This window comes from Enterobacter chuandaensis (assembly GCF_003594915.1).
GTDB classification, from domain to species: Bacteria; Pseudomonadota; Gammaproteobacteria; order Enterobacterales; family Enterobacteriaceae; genus Enterobacter; species Enterobacter chuandaensis.
The window spans coordinates 226,329-250,397 of record NZ_QZCS01000002.1; the positions used below are offsets into that span (position 1 = coordinate 226,329).

Genomic DNA, 24,069 nt, shown 5'->3' on the forward strand with positions numbered 1-24,069 from the left:
CTGTCCTTATATTGATTCATAAAATCTGGCTGAGATGGAGCTGGCCCATCAGCAGCGGGTTATCGCTGTAGTCGACGGGAATGGCCACCACGGCCGGGCCATCGACATCCATCGCCGCACGCAGCGTGGGTTCCAGCGCCTCGGCGCTCTCCACGGCGAAGCCTTTCGCGCCGAACGCGTCGGCATAGACTTTGAAATCGACCGGGCCGAACTCCACGCCGGAAAGACGCTGGTATTTTTTCTCTTCCTGAATCGCCACCATGTTGTAGGCGTTATCCACCCAGATGATGTGCAGCACGTTGGCGTTGAGGCGCACGGCGGTTTCCAGCTCCATGCTCGACTGCAAAAAGCCGCCGTCACCGGAGACCGACACCACCTTGCGCCCCGGGTTGACCAGCCACGCGCCAATCGCCCACGGCAGCGCGACGCCCATGGTCTGCTGACCGTTGGAGATCATCACCTGACGCGCGCGGAAGCTGTAGAGGTAGCGGGCGATCCAGATGTGGAAGCTGCCCATATCGACGGTGAGCGTCACGTCGCTGTTCACGATGTCCTGCATGGCACGCACGATGCGCAGCGGGTGCAGGGCAAACTGGTTGAGCGAGGCGCCGCGACGGTCGAGGAGATCGCGCTGATGCTGGCGATCGACCAGAATTTCTGACGCACGCTGGCTCAGCTCCAGCTTGTGCTCAATCCGGTTAGCGAGCAGGTTCAGCGTTTCAGCGATGTCCCCCACCAGTTCAAGATCGGGAACATACTTGCGCTCCTCGTAGGCGGGCAGCACATCAATGTGCACCAGCGTCGCGTCGCCGCTGTTCCACATGGACGGCTCGTATTCCACCGGGCTGTAGCCGATGCAGATAATCAGATCCGCCAGATGCAGCAGCCGGTCGCCCGCCTGGTTGTTGAACAGGCCGACGCGTCCGGCAAAGCGGGTGAAGTGCTCCTGGTTCACCGCCCCGGCGGCCTGGTAGGTGCTGGTAACCGGAATGCGGCTTTTCTCCAGCAGCTTGCGCAGCGCGGCGCTGTTCGCGGGCTGGCTGGCCATCAGGCCGAGTAAGATGACCGGGTTTTTGGCCTTTTCGATAAGCTTCGCCACATCGTTAATGGCGGATTCCGGTGCCGGCCCCATCAGCGTGGGACCGCTGGCGGGCAAAATCGCCCCCGTGGTGGGCTGGTCGACAATATCCTGCGGCAGGCTAACGAACGCGCCCCCCGGCCTGCCGTGCTCGGCAGCGCGAAACGCGTTAGACACCACCTCGGCAATCGCGTCCGGGGAGTTCACTTCCACGGCGTATTTCGTCACCGGGCTGAACATCGCGACGGTATCCATGCTCTGATGCACCAGCTTGGCTTTATCCGCCCGCTTCACCGCCCCGCCCAGCGCTACCACCGGGTCGCCTTCGCTGTTGGCGGTGGCGATGCCGGTGATCAGGTTCGAACAGCCCGGCCCGGAGGTGACCAGCGCCACCCCGGCTTTGCCGGTCAACCGCCCTACTGCCGCCGCCATAAACGCGGCGTTGGCCTCGTGGCGCACCGGGATGATCTCGATGGAGGAGTCCAGCAGGGAATCAAACACCTTGTCGATTTTCGCCCCCGGTATGCCGAACACCTGCTTCACGCCCTGCGCTTCCAGCTGGCCGACAACCATATCGGCGCCGTGCGCCCACTGACGTGACTGTTTCTCACTGTTCACGGTAGTACTCCTGTTAATTTTCGACGGCGCGGATAGCCGCATCAAGGTTGCTGGGGTGCAGGTTGGCCTGTAAAAACGCGCTGTCGGCGGGCAGGTCAATCATCAGCTTGTGAATTTCACCGAAGGTGAGCACGCCGCTCTCCAGCTGGTAGTCGAGCAGGTGGCCACCGCCCTGACGATCGTCGGTGATGAAATGCTCGTGATAGCCCGCCACGTTGATGCCCTGCATATGCTGCGGCGTGCGGAACCCGACCAGCACCCCTTCGCGCTGGTTAAATCGGAACACCGGCTGGTCGTCCAGCACGTCGGTCATCGCCCGGTACGGCGGCGTCTGGCGCGGCACCGTGCGGGTGTGGGCGTGGCGGAAGTTGCCGTCGATGCGCAGCGCGCAGAACAGGTTATCGGAGGGGATCTGCTGGTCGATGACGTCGTGGATCTGCTGGCGGCTGACCGGCCCGTCGAAGGTTTTGCGGTACTGGGGCTGGAACCAGGTCATCACCGCGAACGGCGTTTTCTGCTCCGGCTTCGCAGCCCGGGCGCTGCCGTCGGCGCGCAGCTGGTATACCTGGCTGCTGAAGGCAATCATTTCGCCGTCCAGCTCGTTAAAGGTGCCGAGGCCAAAATCACCGTGTGCCAGCAGGTCGGCGATGGTGGTCTCCCCTTCGTAGACGCCGCTTAGCAGGGCGCTCATTAGCGATGTCTGATAGATCACGCTGTCAGGATGCTGAGCCGAGAACCCGCGCAGGGTCTCGCACAAGCTCGCCTCACAGTCGCAGGCAGATGAATGCATCATCATGCTGGTCCTCTTCAACTTTATTTAGAAAGGTTAAATAAATGTTGACCCGATTCAGCAGAGAGTTCCAATATAGAAACCATGCTGGTTTGAGACGTTTTAGATATGGAACTTCGTTATCTGCGGTATTTTGTCGCCGTTGCACGCGAGCGACACTTCACCAAAGCGGCCAAAGCGCTGGGTATTTCACAGCCTCCTCTGAGTCAGCAGATCAAACGGCTCGAAGAGGAAGTGGGTACGCCGCTGTTCAGGCGCCTGACGCGTGGCGTGGAGCTGACCGAGGCGGGAGAGGCCTTCTATGAGGACGCCTGTAAGCTCCTGGCGCTGAGCGACGCCGCGCTGGAGAAAGCCCGGGGCATCGCGCGCGGGCTGAACGGCAGCCTGTCGATTGGGATCACCAGCTCTGACGCTTTTCATCCCAAAATTTTTGCGCTGATTCGCCAGTTTCAGGTGCAGAACATGGCGGTGCAGGTTCACCAGGTGGAAGCCAATATGTCGTCGCTGACGACGATGCTGGCGGAGGGTGAGCTGGATATCGCCTTTGTGCGCCTGCCGTGCGAGAGCAGTAAGGTGTTCGAATTAAAAATCCTTGACCGGGAGCCGATGGTGGTGGCGCTGCATCGCGACCATCCGCTGGCGGCGTGCGATTCGCTGACGTTAGAGCAGCTTCGGGATACGCCGGTGGTGTTGTTCCCGCAGGAAGTCGCGCCGGGCCTGTATGACCGGGTTTACGGCTGCTGCGAGCGGGCCGGAATAAACGTGCAGCGCGCATTGCAGTCGTCGCAGCTTTCGTCGTCCCTGAGCATGGTCTCCGCCGGCGGCGGGTTCGCGCTGGTACCGAAATCCATGGCGGCCATTTCGCCGCCGAATGTCACCTATCACGCGCTGAGCTCACCGGAGCTTTATACCGATATCGCGCTCTGCTGGCGGCGCTTCGAACGTTCGCGAACGGTGAAGCGGTTTCTGGCGATGATGAGCGAGGGGTAGCTACGGTGCGGCTGTGCCCGGCGGCGCTGCGCTTGCACGGGCCTACGGTTCGTGTCGCGGGTTGGTTGGCTTGTTCGCGGTTTTGTAGGCCGGGTAAGGCGTAGCCGCCACCCGGCAATGCCCTTCTGGAAGCCGCCTCGCAAACTTTTAAGCAACCTTATGTAATTCAGGGTTATCCCCTTTCCTTCCTTTTTTCACCGCCGTAAAGTGCCTGCGTTGCGGTACATCCGTAACCGGGCGTAGGAACCCGTATAACATGGCACGACAATTATTTTTGTCGCGACAGCGCTCATCCCGTTAAAATACGGTCGCGCTGGCGGAGCAACCGAAAGGTTGGCCGCTTTGTCATGTGCGGTATTCCTACCTCCGTCAGCGCTACCACCCATGAGCGTAGGAACTTATGTGGTGGTCTGGAGTATGTTTAAAAAGGAAAATCACATGACAACTATCCCTTCCCTGTCTTACGCGCTTTCTGAGGAAAGTGCTGTTCATCATCTTCTCCTCCTGCAACTGCCTGAGTCTGCGGATCTCTTTGAACTGGCTGACGCCTGCACTGCGTATGTGAGCGTGCTGGTTGAAACGGACGACACAGTGACATTCACCACGCTTTGCGAGCGACTGCTGGCTGCGCTGAAGCGGCTGCGCGAGTGCTGTGACTCAGAACTTCCGCCGTATCTGGTTGAACGGCTCATTGCCGGGGAAAAGATCGCCTCCTGCGTGCCGGAATGCTGGCAAGAAACGGCGCTACAGGTGGACTATGCCGTGGCGTTAACGCTGGCAGTAATGGGCGGGACGTTGCCTGCGAGCGTGGCGAAAGAGCTCACCGGGCTGTTGCATGATATGGTCTGGCTGTTGGCGGAGTTTGTGAAAGAGCCTTATATAACGGCGCACTGAGGCGGGTGATGGGAGGCCGGGGTTCTGCTGGGTAAAAAAGCAGGACTTCGGCCTTACTAAAAGTACAGAGTTGTTTGTTGAATGTCCGTTAAGAGCGAGGAGCAGACGCTAGCACTAATCTTTTAACAATGAAAAAACACTAATAAAGCCATGATATTTCATTGTGTTTATACCTCGTTACTCTGCTTTTAGTTTTCTAATAAAAGCGGAAAGTGAAAGATGTCTTTCCGCAACCCAGCTCTGCCCTACTCCTCAGCCGCACCTAGAGATCTTCACAAGTTTTCGCTAGTGTATTCCTGCAGACGTCGCTTGGCTTCCTGATATATTTCAGAATTAGCGAGCAGATAGGTGCAAAAGTTTGAGAGTCTCGCGCTAGGCTGCGACAGCTCTTCAATCGTGCGTAGCGCATCGTTTATCTTTCCTGCTCGTTTTTGCTTATTTGGTGAAGTACGTGCTAGGTCAAACTCTTCCATTGCCTCACGGATGTCAGCTTCAAAAATGCGAAAGCTTACTAAAATATCTCCTCTTGCCGAAAAAAGTCTTTTGTCCGACAATCCACACACTTCAATGGTTTTTTTTGCAATGTCATGATTGACCCCTGCTTTGGGCTCAATCATTATATCTGTATACGTAAAACAATCACAGGGGTCAAGATCATAAGGGTTTATTATTGGCTGTTGCTGCGTGTCGTGATTAAGTTTTTTGTTATTACATGCCTTACAACTATAAAGGAGGTTTGTCCACTCAAAGGCTTTATTCGTATATATAGATTTTGGATGGAAGTGTTCAACCTCAGCAAAACCAGTTTCTGCAGGGATGCCTTCGCAAAAAGCACATTTATTAAAAGAACTTTCTTTCAGTGTGTTACGTATATCATCATGACGATAATGCTTTAATGCTGCCTCTTTTTCAGGGGCTGGTATTTTCTTGTACTCATTATACTTATCGACCAGTTCCATAATACACTGGGTCCATGCTGCTCGATTGTCACATAAAATCTGTGGTTCAGGTGGTCTAATCAATTTAATCATTTGCTTTTGCCTCCATGCCTGCTATGCGGGTCTTGAGTATGATTAACACCGCATCACCCGGATGGCTGATAGATTCAAGGCGGGCGTAGTTTTCTTTGAGAGCATCAAGGTTATTCTCCTTGATGTTTTCATAGCAAGATTTCACCAGCATTTCATAATCTTTATTGTCAAGACTTATCACGCCCATTAGCTCAGTCAAAATTAAATCGGTACTCCAACCTGAATATGCTTTATCCGAAGTTTGAAATTCATATATTTCATCCGGATATGATGGTGGAAGCATGATAATTTCATTTTCTTTCGCTGAGGCTAAAAGATGGGGAGAGTGAGTTGTCACAATGAATTGTATATTAGGGAATATTGCCGCAATGCCTTGCCTTACAGTCAACTGCCATTCCGGGTGAAGGTGATTGTCCAGCTCATCTATTAGCACAGTTCCACATGCTGTTGTTACATCTCTTTCACCTACTGGTAAGCAAGCTTCTATCCATTCAAATATTGCAATAATAATGTATAAAATGGCCTGAAACCCTGATGAAAGTTCCTCAAGGAAGCATTCTTTTCCATAAATTGAAAATACAGGCTCAAGATCACGACCCGTCTCTAAATACTGAAATTCACTGTTGAATGGCCCAATTATTGGTAACGATTTGATCAAGTGCTCCCAGTTTGCCTTTTCCTCTTCCGCCCAAGATTTATCAATAACAAAGTATCGATTAATTAGCCATTGCTTTATGTCTCGCGAAGAATTATTGTAAAGAGAGTTTAATGCATTATTACAATACTCGTTAATGCTTCCTTGGCTGTCTTTCTCTCTGGTAACACCGTTTATGGTTTTATAGGCAATTTTTCTCTGTGCACCGATAACTAAGGGCGGTAGTTTGTATCTAGTTTTAACATCACTAACATGTAATGACTGACGACCCTCTTCAGAAGGCGGGGTTATATAAATGCGTAGCTGGTCACCTCTATATTTTTTGGCTCGTAAAAACCCCGGACCTAAACCGAATCTATATCTTTCATCATATTCGCTTACATCTATCCAGTACTCACTATCATCTTGGTGCCTGGAATATTCACCATTCCAGTTTAAACAGTGCGCAATGGCTGCAAGAATAGATGTCTTACCGCAACCATTAGGGCCTGTGATAAAGTTAAACCGGTCATTAAATTTAACATTAACTTCAGGAAATCGTTTAATGTTTTTAACATGCAATCGTTCTATCGGCATTATTCATTCCTTAAATGATGTAACAAATTAATATAATAAAAAATCAAAGATACGATATATCTTAGAAGTTCAATCGCAACATTTTACACTAAACCACGCCTTAATGTCTGGGTGGAAATGACAGAGAGCGTTGAATACTATGTGGTCTTTGTGACTCAACAAGTTTGATATGAATCTGCGTTATGTTGATTAACAGGACTAAAGTTAGCAACGTCCGCTTCTGGCACAGAGCGGACATTCATATTCATCACCCTTCCTCTCTATCGGCCCGCCGCCACTCTCAGGTATGAATGCGTTCATCACCATGTTCCGAAAAGCGATGGGCAGCACGCCCGCCCACTACTTTGCCGAACGGAAAAACAGCGGCCGTTAGCCAGGCCCCTCGCTCCCCGCCGCCAGCAGCGGCACCACTACCTCGCTGATGGGCACCGAAATCCCGTGCTTACGGCCGTAGCGCTGAATCACGCCGTTGCGGATATCCCACTCCATCGGGCGATCCGCCTGACGGTCGGCGAGGATCGACGTGCCAAGGTCCTCAGGCGCACGCTGGAAGTTCGCCATGATCTCCTGGGCCACCGCATCGTCCAGCGTCGCCCCCTCGGCGCGGGCGACGGTAAGCCCCTCGCGCAGGTAAGCCAGCGCAAGCTCGGTGATATCCTCGCGCCTGAACATCCCTGCGCGGCGGTTGGCCAGCACCATCAGCCCGGCGACCGCGTTTTGCAGCAGCTTGCGCCAGGCGACGGTGGCGAAGTCTGCCGAGAGCTCAACCGCGCAGCGCGTACCGCGAAGCGCCTCAACCACCCGCTGCGCCTGCGGCACGTCCGGCAGCGTCAGGCGCGGCTTCGCCCGCAGCCACACGGAGGCATCCGGCTCGCGCTGGGCCGGGAACCAGACCACCGACGGCAGCACCGTCGCGCCATTGACCAAAGGCTCAAGCTGGGCTTTTTGCTCCACGCCGTTTTGCAGCGCACAGACCACGGTGTGTTCATCGCACAGGGCCCGCAGCCATCCGGCGCTGTCGACATTTTGCGTCGTTTTTACCGCCACAAAAACGAGATCGACGGGGCGCGTAATGACGGACGGATCGGTCAATACCGGACCGGGCACGACAGTTTCGCCCTCGTCGTGGCGCAGGCGCAGTTCCGGATGCGCAGTGCGTCCGCACAGCAGCGGCGTGCGGCCCGCGTCATGCAATACCGCGGCAATGGTGGTCCCGATTGCGCCAGGCCCAATCAGCGCAATCACTGGATTGTCAGACATGGTTAACTCCCCTTTTCGCTAAGCCTGCTAACAGTTATACCACCCTGAAAAGTGAGCGCCACGTCGTTGTCTATACTCAACACACAACAGACAACGGAGTGCGCCATGCCTTTACCTGATTTTAAGTCCTCTGAACCTTTTACCCTCGGCATCGAACTCGAACTGCAGGTGGTTAATCCGCCGGGCTACGATCTGAGCCAGGACTCGTCCGCCCTCATCGCCGCCGTCAAAGACGAGATCAAAGGCGGCGAGGTTAAGCACGACATCACCGAAAGCATGCTCGAAATCGCCACCGGCGTGTGCCAGACCATCGACCAGGCGGCGGCGCAGTTCTCGGTGATGCAGCAGAGCATCCTGCGCGCAGCGGCGGAGCAGCATATCCAGATCTGCGGCGGCGGAACGCACCCGTTCCAGAAGTGGCAGCGGCAGGAGGTGTGCGACGACGAGCGCTATAACGTCACGCTGGAGCGCTTTGGCTACCTGATTTTGCAGGCGACGGTGTTCGGCCAGCACGTGCACGTCGGCTGCCGGACCGGGGATGACGCCATTTACCTGCTGCACGGCCTGTCGCGCTTCGTGCCGCACTTTATCGCCCTGGCGGCCGCCTCGCCGTACATGCAGGGCACCGACACAAAGTTCTCCTCGTCGCGGCTCAACATCTTCTCAGGGTTCCCGGATAACGGCCAGATGCCGTGGGTTAACAGCTGGCAGGAGTTCGAGGGGCTGTTCCGCCGCCTGAGTTCAACCAGCATGATCGACAGCATTAAAGATCTGCACTGGGACATCCGCCCCAGCCCGCACTTCGGCACCGTGGAGGTGCGGGTGATGGATACGCCGCTGACGCTCGGCCACGCGATTAACATCGCCGGGCTTATTCAGGCGACGTCCCACTGGCTGCTGACCGCGCGGCCCTATAAGCATCAGGAAAAAGATTTTCTGCTCTACCGCTTTAACCGTTTTCAGGCGTGTCGCTACGGGCTGGAGGGGATCCTGACGGATGTGCACACCGGCGAGCACAAAACCGTGGCGGAAGACATTGCCTGGCTGCTGGAGCAGGTTGCGCCGTCGGCCGAGAAGCTCGGTGCGGCGAGCGCGATAAATGAAATTGCCCTGCTGTTAAAGCAGGGCAAGAGCGAGGCGCAGCGCATGCGGGAGTTTATTGCCGACGGTGGCTCGCTGATTTCTCTGGTGCAGAAGCACTGCGAGCTGTGGGCGACGAGTCCGTAAGGCCGTGGCCCCACTCGCGCAGGCGCTGGAACAGCACGAACAGCGCGGGGATAAACATAATCCCCACCACCGTCGCCACCAGCATGCCGCTGAACACCGTGGTGCCGATGATGCGGCGGCTCTGGGCACCCGCCCCGGTCGCCAGCATCATGGGCAATACGCCGATGATGAACGACACGGCGGTCATCATCACCGCGCGGAAGCGGCGCGATGCCCCTTCCCGCGCGGCATCGACAATCTCCATCCCGTCCATCCGCCGCGCGCGGGCGAACTCCACGATAAGAATCGCGTTTTTCGCCGCTAACGCGATCAGCAAGACCAGGCCAATCTGCACGTACACGTCGTTGGCGTAGCCCGCCATCCATAGCCAGAGCAGCGCCCCGCCGATGGCGAACAGCACCGAAAGCATCACGCTCGCCGGGAGCGTCCAGCTCTCATACTGGGCGACGAGGAACAACCACGCCATCACCACCGCCGCCAGCACGATCCATATCGCCTGATTGCCGGTCTGCTGCTCCTGATACGACATGCCGCTCCAGGCGTAGTCGTACCCGGCAGGCAGGCTCTGCGCCAGAATTTCGCCCATCGCCGCCATCGCGGTGCTGCTGCTTACCCCTTCCGCTGCCGAACCGCTTACCGATACCGACGGGAACTGGTTGTACTGCTGAATAAATGGCGCGCCGACGGTCGGCGTGATGGTGACGAGGTTGCTCAGGCGCACCCGCTCGCCGCTGTTGCTGCGCACGAACAGCTCGCTGATTTGCTCCGCGCGCTCACGCCACTGCATTTCGTTCTGCATTACCACGTGGTAGACGCGGTTGTTGACGCTGAAATCCCCGGCGCGGGTGCCGCCGAAGGCGGTTTGCAGGCTGCTGAAGATACGCGACACCGGCACGTCGAGCCGGGCCGCACGCTCGCGGTCAACGGTTAACGTCAGCTGCGGCACGTTGCTGCTCCAGGTGGTGAACACGCGGCTCAGCTGCGGATGCTGGTTGGCTTTTGCCAGCACCTCACGCGTGACGCGCTCCAGCTCCGCCGGGCTCTGCCCCGCCTGCGCCTGAATGCGCAGGTCGAAGCCAGAGGCATTGCCCAGCCCCGGCAGCGTCGGCGGCGCGAAGGTCATGATGGTCGCTTCCGGCAGGGCCAGCAGCTGGCGCTGCAGGGTGCCCATCACTTCATCCAGCGGCGGGCGCTCGCTCCAGTCTTTCAGCATGATGGAGATAAACGCGCCGTTCGACGCGCTGGTGCCGTTGAGGATGTTAAACCCGGAGACCTGAATCACGTCTTCCACCGCCGGGTTTTTAGCGATCAGCTCGCGCGCGGTGTTCATCACCGCTTCGGTGCGCTCCAGCGAGGCCGCCTCCGGCAGCTGGACGCTGGCGAAGAAGTAGCCCTGGTCTTCCTGGGGCAGGAAGCCTTTCGGCATCGACATAAAGCTGAACGCCACCACGACCGCCGCGCCCGCGGTGGCCAGCAGCGCCAGCCACGGACGCAGGTTTAATACGTTCACGATGCGGGTGTAGAAACCGCGCGTGGCGTCCAGCCCACGGTTAAAGGCGCGATAGACTGCTGCAGGTTTCTCCGGGCGCGGGCGCAGCAGCATCGCACACAGCGCGGGCGTCAGGGTCAGCGCCACCAGGCTTGAGAGCGTGACGGCGGTGGAGAGCGTCACCGCGAACTGGCGGTACAGCTCGCCGACAATCCCCGGCAGGAGCGCCACCGGCACAAACACTGCCAGCAGCACCAGCGTCGTCGCGATGACCGGCCCGGCAATCTGGCGTAGCGCCAGCGCGGTCGCCGCCGTGCGGCTCTGCCCTTCCGCGATCAGCGTTTCGACGCTCTCCACCACCACGATGGCGTCATCCACCACCATGGTCAGCGCCAGAATAATGGCGAACAGGCTCAGCGTGTTGGCGGAGTAGCCGAGCGCGTAGAGCACCGCAAAGGTGCCCACCAGCGATACCGGAATGGCGAGGGCGACAATCAGCGTCGCGCGCCAGCTTTGCAGGAACAGGGATACCACGACTACAACGGCCAGCATGGTCAGCGCCAGCGAGACGCCAATCTCTTTGATGGTGGCGGCAACGAACGAAGTGGTGTCGAATTTAACTTCATAGACCAGGTCGTCCGGGAAGCGCGTCGAGAGGCGATCCAGCTCCGCGCGCACCGCGTCGGCCACGCGCAGGGCGTTAGCGGACGGCGTAGGATAGATGCCGAGGTAGGCGGAGTCATGCCCGTTCAGCTGTGCGCCGGAGCTGTAGCTGCGCGAGCCAAGCTCGATGGTGGCGACATCCTTCAGGCGCACCAGCTGACCCATCTCGCCCGCACGGATGATGATGTCGGCAAAGTCTTCGGCCTGGCTTAAGCGCCCCAGCCCGTTGATGGTCAGGGTCTGCTGCTGGCCGTTAAACACCGGCGGCGTGCCGACCTGGCCTGCCGCCCCCTGCACGTTCTGCTCGCGCAGCGCCTGCGCCACGTCGTCGGTGGTGACGTTCAGGGCGTTCATGCGGTCCGGACGCAGCCAGATGCGCATGCTGTAGTCGCGCGCGCCAAACATCTGCACCTGCCCGACGCCCGGCAGGCGTGACAGCGCCTCACGCACCTGGGTACTGGCGTAGTTGCTGACGAACAGCGGCGTATGGGTGTTGTTCGGTGAGTAAAGACTTACCCCCATCATCAGGTTGGTGGCGCGCTTGCGCACCTGCACGCCGTTTTGCTGAGCCTCGGTTGGCAGCTGCGCCAGAGCCTGCGACACGCGGTTCTGCACGTCGATGGCGGCGAGGTCCGGGTCGGTGCCCGCCGCAAAGGTAATGTTCAGGCTGTAGCTGCCTTCGTCCGAACTCGTGGACTCCATATAGAGCATGTGATCCACACCGTTCAGCTGGGTTTCCAGTGGCGTGGCGATGGCCTCCGCCACGTCAGACGAGCTGGCGCCCGGCCAGCTGGCAGACACGTTTACCACCGGCGGCGTGATCTGCGGGTACTGCTCCACCGGGATAATCCTCAGCGCGATGGCCCCCAGCAGGGTAATGACTAGCGCAATCACCATCGCGAAACGCGGGCGTTTGATGAAAAACGTCAGCATGATGGCTCCTTAATTGAGTATCTGGACGGCAGCGCCGGGCTGCACGCGCTGCGCGCCGTCAGTAATCGCTCGCTCACCGGGCTTCACGCCTGAGGCAATCTCGAACCGCTGGCCGATCTGCCCGGTGACCTGCAGCGGACGCCTTTCGGCCTTGCCGTCGGCGTTAACCACCCAGGCGAAGAACCCGGCGCCGTTCTGCTGGACCGCGGTGGCGGGTAGGGTCAGCACCGGCTGCTCGCTGGCCGGGCGCAAATACACGTTTACGTTGCCGCCGGGCAGGAGCTGATGACGCGGGTTGGCAAACTCGGCGCGCAGCATCACGCTGGCGGTCTGCGGATCGATGCGGTTGTCCACGGACGTCAGCTCGCCGCTGACGTGCTGGCCGTTGCTGTCAATGAATGCCTGCCAGGCCTGCTTCATGGCACTGATATCCGCATGCTGTCCGGCTTTGGTGGCAAATGCGCCCTCTTCCAGCGCAAAGGCGATGCGAATGGGATCGAGCTGCACGACCTCCACCAGCACGCCGCTGGCAGGATTCACCAGGCTGCCGACGTGGAACTGGCTGTGCCCCACGCGGCCGTCAATCGGCGAGGTGATGCGGGTGTAGTTCAGCGTGACGCTGCGGGTATCGAGCCGGGCTTTCGCCTGCTCCAGTGCGGCGCTCGCCACGTCCCGCTGCATGCGGGCGTTATCCACGTCGTGACGGCTGATGGCGTTGCTGCTGCCCAGACTTTCAAAGCGGGAAAGCTGCTGCTGCGCCTGACGCAGCGTGGCTTCGGCGCTTCTCACTTCGGCCTGCGCCAGGCGCAGGGCGGCGCGCGGCTCGGCGTCGTCCAGCTCGAACAGCACGTCGCCTTTTTTCACGTACTGCCCGTCGCGGAAGTGGATTTGAGTGATCACGCCTTCCGTACGCGCGCGCAGCTCAACGGTGTGGATAGCTTCGACGCGGCCCGGGATCTGGCGCTCGGCGGCATGGACGGTCTGCTCCACGGCGGCGACGCGAACGGGAATGGCGGCGAATGCGGATTGCAGCGTGCAGGCGAGGAGTGCGAACAGGAGCGGGAGTTTCATTACGAAGTACCTCAGTGTTTTCCCCTCACCCTAACCCTCTCCCCAAAGGGGAGAGGGGTGTGGGGTCTTTGTTATGCAGCCTTACGGAACCTGCGGGTCAGTCGCTTCTCGATTTCGACGACGAAGAACATCACGCCCGCCACCGCCAGAGTCACAAACCAGTAGCGCAGCGGTAGCGCTTCGGTACCGAACAGCATCTGCATAAACGGCAGGTAGATAATCGCCGCCTGGAGCAGGAACAGCACGCCCGTCACCAGCCAGATCCCTTTGTTCGCCAGCAGGCCGCGGTTCAGGGAGAACCCTTCGGTGTTGCGGCAGTTAATCATATACACCCACTGGGCGCAGACCAGCATCTGCAGCAGCACGGTGCGGATGAACTCCGCGCTGTGGCCGCGCGGGGCCAGCCAGGCTTCCAGCGCAAAGGCGGCGATGGCAATCATGGTGCCGACGAAGGCCACGCGCCACACGGCGTAGGCGTCCATCACGTGCTGCCCGGTCTGGCGCGGCGGACGGCGCATGATGTTGTGCTCTGCAGCCTCAAAGGCCAGACCGAAGGAGAGCGTGGCGGAGGTGGCCATGTTCATCCACAGAATCAGCACTGGCGTCAGCGGAATAATGTTCCCCGCCAGCAGCGCAATCACAATCAGCAGACCCTGCGCCAGGTTGGTCGGCATGATAAACAGAATGGTCTTCTTCAGGTTGTCGTAAACGCGACGCCCCTCTTTCACCGCGCTGGCGATGGTGGCGAAGTTATCGTCCGTCAGAACCATGTCCGCCGCCTCTTTGGTCACCTCCGTCCCTTTGATGCCCATCGCGATGCCCACGTCCGCCTGACGCAGCGCCGGGGCGTCGTTCACGCCGTCACCGGTCATGCCGACGATTTCGCCTTTGTCCTGCAGCGCTTTCACCAGGCGCAGCTTATGCTCCGGGCTGGTACGGGCGAAGATGTCATACTTCACCGCCGCTTCCGCCAGCGCGGCGTCGTCCATTTTCTCCAGCTCGTAGCCGGTGACCGCCTGCTCGCTGTTGGTGATCCCCAGCATCTGGCCGATGCTCATCGCCGTCTGCGGGTGATCCCCGGTGATCATCTTCACGCGGATCCCCGCCTGCTGGCAGGCGTTAATCGCATCAATCGCTTCCGGACGCGGCGGATCCATCATCCCGGCGATGCCGAGGAAGATCAGGCCGTGGCTCAGGTCATCGTGGGTCAGTTCCTGCTCGCCGTTAGCCGGCTTAAACGCCGCGGCGACCATGCGCAGCCCCTGACGCGCATAGCGCTCCATCTCGCTTTCCCAGTTCGCGCGGTTGAAGGCTTCCGCGCCGTTGCGGGTCTGCTGCTGAGCGCAGAGGGCGAATATCACATCCGGCGCGCCGGTGATCAGGATCTGCTCCTCACCGCCAATCTGGTAGTGGGTGCTCATGTACTTATACTGCGAGTCGAACGGGATCTTGTTGATAAGCGTGGTCATGACAGGCTCGAGGCTGGCCTTCGCCGCCAGCACCTTCAGCGCCCCCTCGGTCGGCCCGCCGGTGATGCCCCACAGGCCGCGCTCGTCCTGAATCAGCTGGCTGTCGTTACACAGGTCGATGGTGCGCAGGTACTGCTCCAGCACGGTGCCCGGCTGGATCTGCACCGGCTCGTCGCTGCCTTCCAGGTAGATGTTGCCCACCGGCTCGTAGCTGTTGCCGTCCACGCGGTAGCAGGCGTCGGCGGTGATGATGGCTTTTACCGTCATCTCGTTCATGGTCAGGGTGCCGGTTTTATCCGAGCACACCACGGTCATCGCGCCCAGGGTTTCAACCGTCGGCAGCTTGCGGATAATCGCCCGCTTGCGCGCCATCGCCTGTACGCCCAGAGAGAGGATGATGGAAATAATCGCCGGCAGACCTTCCGGTACGGAGGCCACCGCCAGGCTGATCAGAGAGAGCAGCAGTTCGCCCATTGGGATCTCGCGGAACACCAGGCTGAAGACGAACAACGCGGCCATCATCGCCAGAATAATGGCGAAGATCGCTTTACCCAGCTTGTCCATCTGCACCAGCAGCGGCGTGCGGTGCTTTTCGATACCCGCCATCATCTGGTTGATGTGGCCGAGTTCCGTATCTTTACCGGTCGCCGTGACCACGCCGACGCCGCCGCCCGCGCTCACGGTCGTTCCGGAGAAGACCATATTGGTGCGGTCGCCCAGCGGTAATTCACCGCTCAGCGGATTCGTGTGTTTATCCACCACGGTGGATTCACCGGTCAGAATCGCCTCTTCCACGCGTAAATTATGCGCTTCAATTAAACGCATATCCGCCGGAATACGATCCCCCGCACGTAATACAATAATATCGCCCGGGACTATTTCAGTCGTCGGTATAGTTTCATGGTTGCCGTTACGAATAACACGCGCCTCGCTGGAGAGCATATTGCGAATACTCTTCAGAGATTTTTCCGCGTTGCTTTCCTGAATATGGCCAATTAAGGCGTTGATTACCGCCACGCCCAAAATAACCAGCGTATCGACCCAGTGGCCCATTACCGCCGTTAATACCGCGGCGGCCAGCAGGACATAAATCAGGACATCGTTAAAGTGGGCAAGAAAACGCAGCCAGCCCGGCTTGCCTTTTTTCTCCGGTAACGCGTTCGGGCCCTGTTTCTGCAGACGCGCCTGCGCTTCTGTACGGTCCAGACCGCTGGCCTGGCTCTGCACGTGGGTAAGCACCTGCTCTGCAGTCTGCTGGTATGCCAGCCCGCCGGAAGGCGGCACGTTCGAGGACAATTTTTTTTCGGTCATCGTATTTTTCCTTCAATATCCGGTGAACAGAAGCCTGAAATCCTTTCTGGCTTAAATAAATTGATTTTAATGTCTTGCGGTTAAAATTGATCTACCGCAATATATTTACTGCTGGGTTATTCAGAATTGATTAAAATTATTTCGACGCGCTGATTTTTACAAAATATTTCTAAACCAACGCTAAACGAGGGGGAACCATGTTTGGTATTTATCGCGGACGACGCCTGGCGTTATACATTGTCGCAGCCATTGTTATTGCGACGTTAATTGGATACAGCACATATATGTTTGTAAAATTATTTTCGTGATAAAGACGTTTATTTACATAACGCGATATTAATATGAATGTCGGGTCGTGTTTTGTTATTTATTCGCAAAATAATACCTGCGTTTTATTCAATTACGCCTGAGTGGCTGATATTGCTTTACGTTACAGGATGCCGGACAATGACATTTTTAACTGACGATTAACATTACGATGAAACACCCGTTAGAATCGCTGCTGACTGCGGGGGGCATTTTATTGATGGCCCTGATCTCTTGCTTACTGCTGCCCGCGCCGTCGCTGGGTCTGGTGCTGGCGCAGAAGCTGGTTCAGACCTTTCATATGGTCGATCTCAACCAGCTCTACACCATTTTGTTCTGCGTGTGGTTTTTACTGCTCGGCGCCATCGAATTCTTCATCCTGCGTTTCGTCTGGCGCCGCTGGTTTTCACTGGCGTCGTAGGCCGGTAAAGTCGCGCATGCCGTGGATCAGCGCTTCACACCAGGCCGCATAGTCGTGGCCGCTGGATGAGGGATGGAAGCTGACGCGGTACCCTTTCTCGCGCAATACCCGCTCGAAATCCTGCGTGGTGCGATAGATCCCCCCGCCCGGCCCCGTGGTTTCAAACTTTCCGGCCTGCAGCCAGAAGCGGACCGGATACGGCGGCGACTGCTGGTACTGGCGCGTCAGCCAGCCGGGCGCTTCGCCTTTCGGTGCCCACCAGTACGATCCAGAAAGACTCAGCACGTTGCCAAACAGGCGCGGGTAGCGCAGCGCCACCCATGAGGAGGCAATGCCGCCGTAGCTCGATCCCGCCAGCACCGTTTTCTGCCGCTGCACCGCGATGCCCTGCCCGCGTAACCACGGCAGCAGCTCGTGCGCCATAAAGTCGGCGAAATCCGGGTTCGGCGGCAGCTCGTTGCCGCGACGGGCGTGATCGAGGCTGTCGATAAACACCACGTTGACGGGCGGGAGATGGTGGCGGCCTATCAGGCCATCCAGCACGTTGGCAAAATGGTACTCGTCCTGATAAACCTGCCCGTCGAAAAGGATAAGCGTCCAGCGCGCAGGCTGCGTGCCACGCGGTTTGTAGATCGTCACCTCGCGGGAATTACCGAGGATTTTACTGGCGATGCTCTGGCGGCTTAACGATCCGTGGCGCAGCGGCTGGGCCGTGGCCTGCACGGAGCAATAGCGTGCCGGGCTGAGATCGAGCAGCGAATAGCGGTTCCAGCGATCCGCCTTCTGTTGACCAAAGGTGTTCGGGTTAAGCGGATCGGCCTGGGCGCTTACCAGAATCGCGCGGCGTTGGTCGCGTGAGGTCCCCTCAACGATCGGCACATCGGGCGCGAGCTTGTACTGCATCACCGTGTCGGCGGGCACCACGTAGCTGCGAAACCAGACGTCGCTGTTGCCAAGGCGAAACAGCGGATCGTGATCCCCCGCCGGGGAGCCGAGAATAAAGACGTTATCCCGGGCGCCGCGCCACAGGAAGGTGACGCGCTTATGTTCTGCGTCTACCGGCTCCACCATCGGCGTTCCTTGCTGAATCTGTGCCTGCCAGAAGGCCTCGGTACTGCCACCGGCAACCACCGTTTTTGCCAGCATCTGAAGCGTCGGGCTTTCAGGCGTCAGCATCTGTACGCGCGGCAAAGCGGAAGTTTCTTTCATCCGCCACCGAAAGCGCCAAGGCTTACCCGCTTCACCGCGCAGCATCAGAGAGGTACCCTGCTTCACCGGCAGGGCAAACAGCAGCGTGTGTTCGCCATCCGCTGGCCCGCTTTCGATCAGCGTGCGGATGTTTTGGTTTTGCCCGTCCAGCAGACGCGCGTCCGTCACGCCGTTGAGCGTGGCGGAAACATAATTTTCACCCAGTTCAGGGAGTAAAAAGCAGACTTCACCGCTGGCATCAAATTTTCCCTGAATGTCTCCCCGCAGGGAGGACTGCTCGCATACTGCCGCCACGGCGGGCAGCGCCCCCATCCCTACCAGCAACCCACTCCATACCCTCTTCATTACCGCTTGTTCCCAGACGAAATTTGTTACCAACGCTAATGCAAATGGTAATAATTTGCAATATCATCTAGCGCGTTTTACCGGTGTTTTTATGGCGATAGCAACCAAGGATGTGTATAAAACATGTTTAAAAATAATAAGATAATGCAGCTCTGGCTGCTGAGCCTGGCCACGGCCAGCGTGGCAGTACAGGCAGAAACCACTGAAGAAACCATTACGGTGACGCAGGGAATGAGCCAGGAGCCGACCGCGCCCGTGAAGGGGATTGTGGCGACGAAAACCCTCTCTGCGACAAAAACCAGCGCGGAGATCGTTAAGACGCCGCAGTCGGTCTCGGTGATCACCCGCGATCAGATGAACATGCAGGACGTGACGTCCGTATCGCAGGCGCTGCGCTATTCGGCGGGCGTGTTTACCGAGTACCGCGGCTCATCGAACCGTAACGATGAGGTATTCGTGCGCGGCTTTAGCTATGTGCCGAAATTCCTCGACGGCCTGAGCTTCGGCGCTACGGCCTCGTCCCAGACGGGCGCAATTGATCCGTGGTTACTGGAGCGCGTGGAGCTGGTACGTGGTCCGGCGTCGGTTCTGTTTGGCCAGGTGAATCCGGGCGGGTTAATCAGCATGACCAGCAAACGTCCAACCGCGGAGCCTATTCGCAACGTGCAAATTCGCACCGGCAATAACGATCTGGCAGAAGCCGCGTTTGATTTCGGTGGCAGGCTCAGCGACGATGGCCGCGTGCTGTATCGCGTGAACGGTATTGCCCGCACCCAGCATAATCAGGTGGACGATTATAAAGAGACGCGGATGGCGATTGCGCCTGCCATCACCTGGTACCCGAACGACCAGACCCGCTTTACGCTGCTGACCAGCTACCAGAAGGATCCGGATGCGGGCTACCGCAACTTCCTGCCCGCCTACGGCACGGTTAAAAGCGTCGACGGGAAATACATCCCGCGCGACTTTAACGTCAGCGATCCAAATTACAACCAATCCTGGCGCGAACAGACAACGATCGGCTACGAGCTGGAGCATCAGTTCGCCGACGACCTCACCTTCCGCCAGAACGCACGTTACGCCGCTATCAGGCAAAAATACCGTTACCTCGTTTACGCCAGCAGCACGGCCAACAGCCCGGTATTAACGCGACGCGCGCAGCATGAAGAACGCACCACCAACGAGTTCGGCCTGGATAACCAGCTGGAGTACCTGCTGGAGACCGGCAGCGTCGGCCACACTCTGCTCAGCGGGTTCGACTACAAGACCAGCAAAGATAAACAGCTGCTGGCACGCGGGAGCGGTTCGCAGTACAACCTCGACTGGACGAACCCGGTGTACGGCGTGAACGTGGATGAAAGCACCTTCAAAACCGCCTCTAACGAGCAGCAAAATCTCGATCAGATGGGCCTGTACCTGCAGGATCAGATGAGCTGGAACCGCTGGGAGTGGCTGGTGTCCGGACGCTACGACTGGAGCGAAGTGCGCACCCGCGACTTCACCGACAGCAGCCTCACGCAGCAGAACGACAGCAAATTCACCTGGCGAACCGGCCTGCTGTACGCGTTCGACGCTGGCCTGTCGCCATACGTCAGCTACAGCACCTCGTTTGAACCAAACCTGCAAACCAACCGCGCGCCGGGCGTTGCGCCCTTCAAGCCGACCACCGGGGAGCAGACCGAGATTGGCCTGAAGTATCAGCCGGTCGATACCACGCTGATGACTCTCGCGCTGTACGATTTAACCCAGGACAACGTGGCGACCTACAACAGCGCCGAAGGCTGGTTCGAGAACGCAGGCAAGGTGCGTTCAAAAGGCGTTGAGGCGGAAATCCACTCCACGCTGATGGACAGCATCAACCTGATTGGCTCGTACACCTACACCGACGCGAAAACCAAAAGCACCACGGTGGCGGGCACCGAAGGCAAAACGCCCGCGCGTATTCCTGCGCATATGGCATCGGCGTTTGCCAGCTATACCGTTCCGGGCGGTGCGCTGAAGAGCCTGACCGCAGGCGTGGGGATGCGCTACATCGGCACCAGCTACGGCGATGCGAAGAACACCTTCAAGGTGCCGTCGGTGGATCTGTATGACGCAATGGTGAGCTACGATCTGGGCGAGATGAACCGCAGCCTGAAAGGGGCGAGCGTGCAGTTTAACGTTAATAACGTGGCGGACACGAAGTATGTGGCGTCGTGCGCAAGCGATACGGCGTGCTTCTACGGGATTGGCCGCACGGTGACGGCGACGGTGAATTATCGCTGGTAAACATGGTGCGATCTGCCCCCTCACCCCGGCCCTCTCCCCAAAGGGGCGAGGGTTAGGGTGAGGGGAATGTATTTCAGTGTGCCCGACTGTGGTTCTCTTTGCGATACGCACCCGGCGGCTGATGGAAGGTGCGGGTAAAGATGCGGGTAAACGTCTGCTGCGATTCAAAGCCGTAGCGCAGGCAGATTTCGTACACGCGTTCGTCAGATTCACGCAGGTCGCGCGCCGCCAGCAGCAGCTTGCGTTCGCGGATGTAGCGTCCCAGACTTTCACCTTTGTATTGCATAAACAGCCGCTGCAAATGCCACTTCGAATATCCCGCGTGGCGGGCAATCTCTTCGATACGTAACGGCTGGTGCAGGTTGTCATCGATCCATTCGACAATCGTATCAATGACCTGAGCGGAAATCGTCATACTGCTCTCCCCCTCTGCTTCTCGGTTCAACATTATTCCCACCACTCGCGAAATTGTTGCGTGCTATCGCTCACCCGGACCGGTTCACCCAGCTCCGGCGTCAGCAGCCGATAATTTTTGTCCTTGCTGGCCCGCGCCAGCTGGATCAGCGGATCGTTCCACGTATGCTTCGCCAGCACGAAACGTCCGTTATGCCCCGGCACCACCGCTTTCGCGTTGAGATCCGCCGAGGCCTGCGCCGTCTCATCCGGCAGCATGTGGATGTACTTCCAATCCTGGTCGTACTGACCGTTTTCCATGATGGCTAAATCCACCTCGCCAAACTGCTCGCCGATGGACTTAAAGTGCGGGCCGTAGCCGGAGTCACCGCTGTAGTAAACTTTCTGCTCTGGCGTGACGAACATAAAGCTGCCCCACAGGGTCTGGTCGCGCTTAATGCCGCGCCCGGAGAAGTGTCGCGCGGGCAGCACGTGCACCGTCAGCGCATCGCCGATCTGCACCGACTGGTTCCAGTCCCGCTCGTCAATAATCTCCGGGTTCATGCCCCAGTAGCGCAGGTGTGAACCTACGCCGAGCGGCGTGACCACGCGCTTCACCTTCGGCAGCAGCGCCCGGATGGTGGCGTAATCCAGATGGTCGTAGTGATCGTGCGAGATAATCAGCAGGTCGATTTCGGGCATGCTCTCCGCGCGCCACGGGTACTCTCCCGCAAACGCTTTATTGAGGAACGAGAACGGCGCGGCGTAATTACCCAGGACCGGGTCGATCAGGATGCGTTTTCCCGCCAGTTGCATATACCACGAGGAGTGGCCGAGCCACACCAGCGTATCCTGCTCCAGCGGCAGGCTGGCAAGATCGGTTTTCACCAGCGGCAGCGGCTGTGCCGGGCGGGCATTTTCGGTTTTACGGGTCAGGAACTGCCACCACGCTACCAGCATATTTTGCTCACCGGTGAAGCCCGGCGTCGGCAGCGTATTGTGGAACTTCCCGTCGCGATAGTGCGGGGAGGCTTCTACACCGGAGAGCTGCTCACCCTGCGGTGGCTGGCCAAATCCGGCGTTCAGAATAAAAGGTAAACTCGCAGCTGAAGCAATAATCATGACAAGCACCACGCAGATGAATAGAGGCTTTTTCATTTCCTGACCCGAGTACGCGACCCGTCCGATGGTTTACGCGGGTTGAACTTGATTATGAGTGAGTAAGCACTCATTATTAGATATGATGAATATATCGTCAAGACGTTTTCGATCTTTGACATTCCGCGTTGCAGCGGTATGAACCACATGCTTCAATACGTTTTTTTACAATTGACAAGGGGGAGAATTGAGTGGCACGTCCGAAGAGTGAAGATAAAAAACAGGCCTTACTGGAAGCAGCAACCGCTGCGTTTGCGCAGTCAGGGATTGCGGCCTCAACGGCGCTCATTGCCCGGAACGCGGGCGTCGCTGAAGGCACTCTGTTTCGCTACTTTGCTACCAAAGACGATCTGCTGAATGCCCTCTACCTGCACCTGAAGCAGGATCTCTGCCACACCATGCTGACGAACCTCGATCGCACCATCACCGAGCCAAAAGAGCATACCCGTAATATCTGGAACAGCTATGTGGACTGGGGCATTCGTCACCCTGTCGCACATGCGGCGATCCGCCAGATTGGCGTCAGTGAAAAACTGAGTGCTGAAACGGAACAGGCAGTGAAAGAGATGTTCCCGGAACTCCATGAGCTGTGCCGCCGCTCGGTGCGTCCGGTGTTTATGTCAGATGAATTTAAAACGTTTGGCGATGCGCTTTTCTTATCGCTGGCCGAAACCACCATGGAATTTGCCACCCGCGATCCGTCCCGCGCCGCTAATTTTAAAGCGCTGGGTTTTGAGGCCATGTGGCGCGGGCTTGCTCAGGAAGATAACGATGGACAGTAAATCCCTGCAGGCGCACGCAAAACGCGTGGCGCTGGAGATGCCTTTCACCGAACACTGCTGGCCGTTCGGCCCGGAGTATGACGTGTTTAAAATCGGCGGGAAAATTTTTATGCTGATGGCCACTGCGCACGGACGCCCCCACGTAAGCCTGAAATCCGACCCGGAAAAATCTTTGTTAAACCAGCAGATTTACCGTGGCGTTGAACCGGGCTATCACCTCAATAAAAAGCACTGGATTTCGCTCTACGGCACCGAGGACATCACGCCTGAACTGGTCACCGACCTGATCGCGGATTCGTGGAATCTGGTCGTCGATAAGCTACCGAAAAAAGATCAAAAGTGGATACGTCCGGCCTGATTGTTCGTTTGTGCCGAACAGTATAACCGCTCGAATCGCACTTATCTTTTGCCGCTTCGCGCGGTAATCTGCTCTCCTTTCGCGCCCGCGCACGGGCGAATTTCATCACCAGGAGTTGTTATGGATATCATTTCTGTCGCCCTGAAACGCCACTCCACCAAGGCGTTCGACCCAACCAAAAAACTGACTGCTGAAGAAGCAGAGAAAATCAAAACCCTGCTGCAGTACAGCCCGTCCAGCACCAACTCCCAGCCGTGGCACTTCATTGTAGCCAGCACCGAGGAAGGGAAAGCGCGCGTGGCGAAATCCGCTGCGGACACTTACGTCTTCAACGAACGCAAAATGCTGGATGCTTCTCACGTGGTGGTGTTCTGCGCGAAAACCGCGATGGACGATGCATGGCTTGAGCGCGTTGTCGACCAGGAAGAAGCCGATGGCCGTTTCAACACCCCGGAAGCCAAAGCCGCGAACCATAAGGGCCGCACCTACTTCGCCGACATGCACCGCGTGGATCTGAAAGATGACGACCAGTGGATGGCGAAACAGGTTTACCTGAACGTCGGCAACTTCCTGCTGGGCGTGGGCGCGATGGGTCTGGACGCCGTGCCAATCGAAGGTTTCGACGCCGCTATTCTCGACGAAGAGTTTGGTCTGAAAGAGAAAGGCTTTACCAGCCTGGTGGTGGTCCCGGTTGGGCACCACAGCGTGGAAGATTTTAACGCCACGCTGCCGAAGTCCCGCCTGCCGCTGAGCACGATTGTGACCGAGTGCTGA

General features: G+C 58.0%; 19 protein-coding genes and 1 pseudogene. 9 read left to right on the plus strand and 11 right to left on the minus strand.

Going from position 1 to position 24,069, the window contains the following annotated elements:
* Positions 1–16: 16 nt before the first annotated feature.
* Positions 17–1,696, minus strand: coding sequence for an acetolactate synthase AlsS (gene alsS / locus D5066_RS04280; RefSeq protein ID WP_119915161.1), 1,680 nt, complete (start codon positions 1,694–1,696; stop codon positions 17–19).
* Positions 1,697–1,709: 13 nt separating this feature from the next.
* Positions 1,710–2,489 (minus strand): acetolactate decarboxylase, encoded by a 780-nt coding sequence (budA, locus tag D5066_RS04285; protein WP_028012263.1) that lies wholly within the window; start codon positions 2,487–2,489, stop codon positions 1,710–1,712.
* A gap of 105 nt (positions 2,490–2,594) precedes the next feature.
* On the opposite strand from budA, the gene D5066_RS04290 reads away from it, so the two are divergent.
* Positions 2,595–3,476, plus strand: a complete 882-nt coding sequence (locus D5066_RS04290; protein WP_119915162.1) for a LysR substrate-binding domain-containing protein — start codon at positions 2,595–2,597, stop codon at positions 3,474–3,476.
* A gap of 438 nt (positions 3,477–3,914) precedes the next feature.
* Positions 3,915–4,370: a hypothetical protein gene (locus D5066_RS04295; RefSeq protein WP_047052886.1), complete on the plus strand. Its 456-nt coding sequence runs from the start codon at positions 3,915–3,917 to the stop codon at positions 4,368–4,370.
* A gap of 272 nt (positions 4,371–4,642) precedes the next feature.
* On the opposite strand, the gene D5066_RS04300 is transcribed toward D5066_RS04295, so the two are convergent.
* Together D5066_RS04300 and D5066_RS04305 are read right to left on the minus strand one after the other, a co-directional pair.
* On the minus strand, positions 4,643–5,329 hold the full coding sequence (locus D5066_RS04300) for a retron system putative HNH endonuclease (RefSeq protein ID WP_244288125.1): 687 nt from the start codon (positions 5,327–5,329) through the stop codon (positions 4,643–4,645).
* Between the two features lie 64 nt (positions 5,330–5,393).
* Positions 5,394–6,632, minus strand: a complete 1,239-nt coding sequence (locus tag D5066_RS04305) for an AAA family ATPase (protein WP_119915164.1) — start codon at positions 6,630–6,632, stop codon at positions 5,394–5,396.
* Between the two features lie 286 nt (positions 6,633–6,918).
* Between D5066_RS04305 and D5066_RS23020 the strand changes: the two are divergent.
* Positions 6,919–7,005: pseudogene (locus D5066_RS23020) on the plus strand (AraC family transcriptional regulator); the annotation flags it as partial.
* On the opposite strand, the gene D5066_RS04315 reads toward D5066_RS23020, so the two are convergent.
* Positions 7,002–7,892 carry an oxidoreductase gene (locus D5066_RS04315; protein ID WP_119915165.1) on the minus strand — a complete coding sequence of 297 codons (891 nt, stop codon included), beginning with the start codon at positions 7,890–7,892 and terminating at the stop codon, positions 7,002–7,004. The pseudogene D5066_RS23020 and the gene D5066_RS04315 overlap by 4 nt on opposite strands.
* 105 nt (positions 7,893–7,997) lie before the next feature.
* Here D5066_RS04315 and D5066_RS04320 point away from each other — a divergent pair, with 105 nt between their 5' ends.
* The gene (locus tag D5066_RS04320; protein ID WP_119915166.1) at positions 7,998–9,119 is read left to right on the plus strand and encodes a YbdK family carboxylate-amine ligase; all 1,122 of its coding nucleotides are present in this window, start codon (positions 7,998–8,000) and stop codon (positions 9,117–9,119) included.
* Here the strand turns inward: D5066_RS04320 and D5066_RS04325 are convergent.
* From D5066_RS04325 to D5066_RS04335, 3 genes are all read right to left on the minus strand, one after another.
* Positions 9,049–12,204, minus strand: coding sequence for an efflux RND transporter permease subunit (locus D5066_RS04325; RefSeq protein ID WP_119915167.1), 3,156 nt, complete (start codon positions 12,202–12,204; stop codon positions 9,049–9,051). The genes D5066_RS04320 and D5066_RS04325 overlap by 71 nt on opposite strands.
* A 9-nt stretch (positions 12,205–12,213) precedes the next feature.
* The gene (locus D5066_RS04330; RefSeq protein ID WP_119915168.1) at positions 12,214–13,275 is read right to left on the minus strand and encodes an efflux RND transporter periplasmic adaptor subunit; all 1,062 of its coding nucleotides are present in this window, start codon (positions 13,273–13,275) and stop codon (positions 12,214–12,216) included.
* Between the two features lie 71 nt (positions 13,276–13,346).
* Positions 13,347–16,055 carry a cation-transporting P-type ATPase gene (locus D5066_RS04335; protein ID WP_119915169.1) on the minus strand — a complete coding sequence of 903 codons (2,709 nt, stop codon included), beginning with the start codon at positions 16,053–16,055 and terminating at the stop codon, positions 13,347–13,349.
* 478 nt (positions 16,056–16,533) lie between these two features.
* Between D5066_RS04335 and D5066_RS04340 the strand changes: the two genes are divergently transcribed.
* On the plus strand, positions 16,534–16,782 hold the full coding sequence (locus D5066_RS04340) for a DUF1158 domain-containing protein (RefSeq protein WP_041910998.1): 249 nt from the start codon (positions 16,534–16,536) through the stop codon (positions 16,780–16,782).
* Here D5066_RS04340 and D5066_RS04345 read toward each other — a convergent pair.
* Positions 16,768–18,336, minus strand: coding sequence for an alpha/beta hydrolase-fold protein (locus D5066_RS04345; protein WP_119915170.1), 1,569 nt, complete (start codon positions 18,334–18,336; stop codon positions 16,768–16,770). The genes D5066_RS04340 and D5066_RS04345 overlap by 15 nt on opposite strands.
* Positions 18,337–18,459: 123 nt before the next feature.
* Between D5066_RS04345 and D5066_RS04350 the strand changes: the two genes are divergently transcribed.
* Positions 18,460–20,604, plus strand: coding sequence for a TonB-dependent siderophore receptor (locus D5066_RS04350; RefSeq protein WP_119915171.1), 2,145 nt, complete (start codon positions 18,460–18,462; stop codon positions 20,602–20,604).
* 73 nt (positions 20,605–20,677) lie between these two features.
* Here the strand turns inward: D5066_RS04350 and D5066_RS04355 are convergent, their stop codons facing one another.
* Together D5066_RS04355 and D5066_RS04360 are read right to left on the minus strand one after the other, a co-directional pair.
* Entirely contained in the window at positions 20,678–21,019 is a 342-nt protein-coding gene (locus D5066_RS04355; RefSeq protein ID WP_028012253.1) for a RamA family antibiotic efflux transcriptional regulator, read from the minus strand.
* Between the two features lie 32 nt (positions 21,020–21,051).
* Positions 21,052–22,155: a RomA family MBL fold metallo-hydrolase gene (locus D5066_RS04360; protein ID WP_119915172.1), complete on the minus strand. Its 1,104-nt coding sequence runs from the start codon at positions 22,153–22,155 to the stop codon at positions 21,052–21,054.
* Between the two features lie 191 nt (positions 22,156–22,346).
* Between D5066_RS04360 and D5066_RS04365 the strand changes: the two genes are divergently transcribed.
* The 3 genes from D5066_RS04365 (at position 22,347) to nfsB (ending at position 24,069) form a co-directional block, all read left to right on the plus strand.
* A complete protein-coding gene (locus tag D5066_RS04365) occupies positions 22,347–22,937 on the plus strand; it encodes a TetR/AcrR family transcriptional regulator (RefSeq protein WP_080327983.1) in 591 nt (196 codons plus the stop codon).
* On the plus strand, positions 22,927–23,295 hold the full coding sequence (locus D5066_RS04370) for an MmcQ/YjbR family DNA-binding protein (RefSeq protein ID WP_080327984.1): 369 nt from the start codon (positions 22,927–22,929) through the stop codon (positions 23,293–23,295). Before D5066_RS04365 ends, D5066_RS04370 begins: the two co-directional genes overlap by 11 nt.
* Before the next feature lie 120 nt (positions 23,296–23,415).
* The gene (gene nfsB / locus D5066_RS04375; protein WP_119915173.1) at positions 23,416–24,069 is read left to right on the plus strand and encodes an oxygen-insensitive NAD(P)H nitroreductase; all 654 of its coding nucleotides are present in this window, start codon (positions 23,416–23,418) and stop codon (positions 24,067–24,069) included.

Excerpts from the sequence above, each read along its gene's own strand:
- budA (WP_028012263.1), bottom strand. The coding sequence starts at position 2,489 with ATGATGCATTCATCTGCCTGCGACTGTGAGGCGAGCTTGTGCGAGACC.
- D5066_RS04290 (WP_119915162.1), top strand. The coding sequence starts at position 2,595 with ATGGAACTTCGTTATCTGCGGTATTTTGTCGCCGTTGCACGCGAGCGA.
- D5066_RS04295 (WP_047052886.1), top strand. The coding sequence starts at position 3,915 with ATGACAACTATCCCTTCCCTGTCTTACGCGCTTTCTGAGGAAAGTGCT.
- D5066_RS04300 (WP_244288125.1), bottom strand. The coding sequence starts at position 5,329 with ATGGAACTGGTCGATAAGTATAATGAGTACAAGAAAATACCAGCCCCT.
- D5066_RS04305 (WP_119915164.1), bottom strand. The coding sequence starts at position 6,632 with ATGCCGATAGAACGATTGCATGTTAAAAACATTAAACGATTTCCTGAA.
- D5066_RS04315 (WP_119915165.1), bottom strand. The coding sequence starts at position 7,892 with ATGTCTGACAATCCAGTGATTGCGCTGATTGGGCCTGGCGCAATCGGG.
- D5066_RS04320 (WP_119915166.1), top strand. The coding sequence starts at position 7,998 with ATGCCTTTACCTGATTTTAAGTCCTCTGAACCTTTTACCCTCGGCATC.
- D5066_RS04325 (WP_119915167.1), bottom strand. The coding sequence starts at position 12,204 with ATGCTGACGTTTTTCATCAAACGCCCGCGTTTCGCGATGGTGATTGCG.
- D5066_RS04330 (WP_119915168.1), bottom strand. The coding sequence starts at position 13,275 with ATGAAACTCCCGCTCCTGTTCGCACTCCTCGCCTGCACGCTGCAATCC.
- D5066_RS04335 (WP_119915169.1), bottom strand. The coding sequence starts at position 16,055 with ATGACCGAAAAAAAATTGTCCTCGAACGTGCCGCCTTCCGGCGGGCTG.
- D5066_RS04340 (WP_041910998.1), top strand. The coding sequence starts at position 16,534 with ATGAAACACCCGTTAGAATCGCTGCTGACTGCGGGGGGCATTTTATTG.
- D5066_RS04345 (WP_119915170.1), bottom strand. The coding sequence starts at position 18,336 with ATGAAGAGGGTATGGAGTGGGTTGCTGGTAGGGATGGGGGCGCTGCCC.
- D5066_RS04350 (WP_119915171.1), top strand. The coding sequence starts at position 18,460 with ATGTTTAAAAATAATAAGATAATGCAGCTCTGGCTGCTGAGCCTGGCC.
- D5066_RS04355 (WP_028012253.1), bottom strand. The coding sequence starts at position 21,019 with ATGACGATTTCCGCTCAGGTCATTGATACGATTGTCGAATGGATCGAT.
- D5066_RS04360 (WP_119915172.1), bottom strand. The coding sequence starts at position 22,155 with ATGAAAAAGCCTCTATTCATCTGCGTGGTGCTTGTCATGATTATTGCT.
- D5066_RS04370 (WP_080327984.1), top strand. The coding sequence starts at position 22,927 with ATGGACAGTAAATCCCTGCAGGCGCACGCAAAACGCGTGGCGCTGGAG.
- nfsB (WP_119915173.1), top strand. The coding sequence starts at position 23,416 with ATGGATATCATTTCTGTCGCCCTGAAACGCCACTCCACCAAGGCGTTC.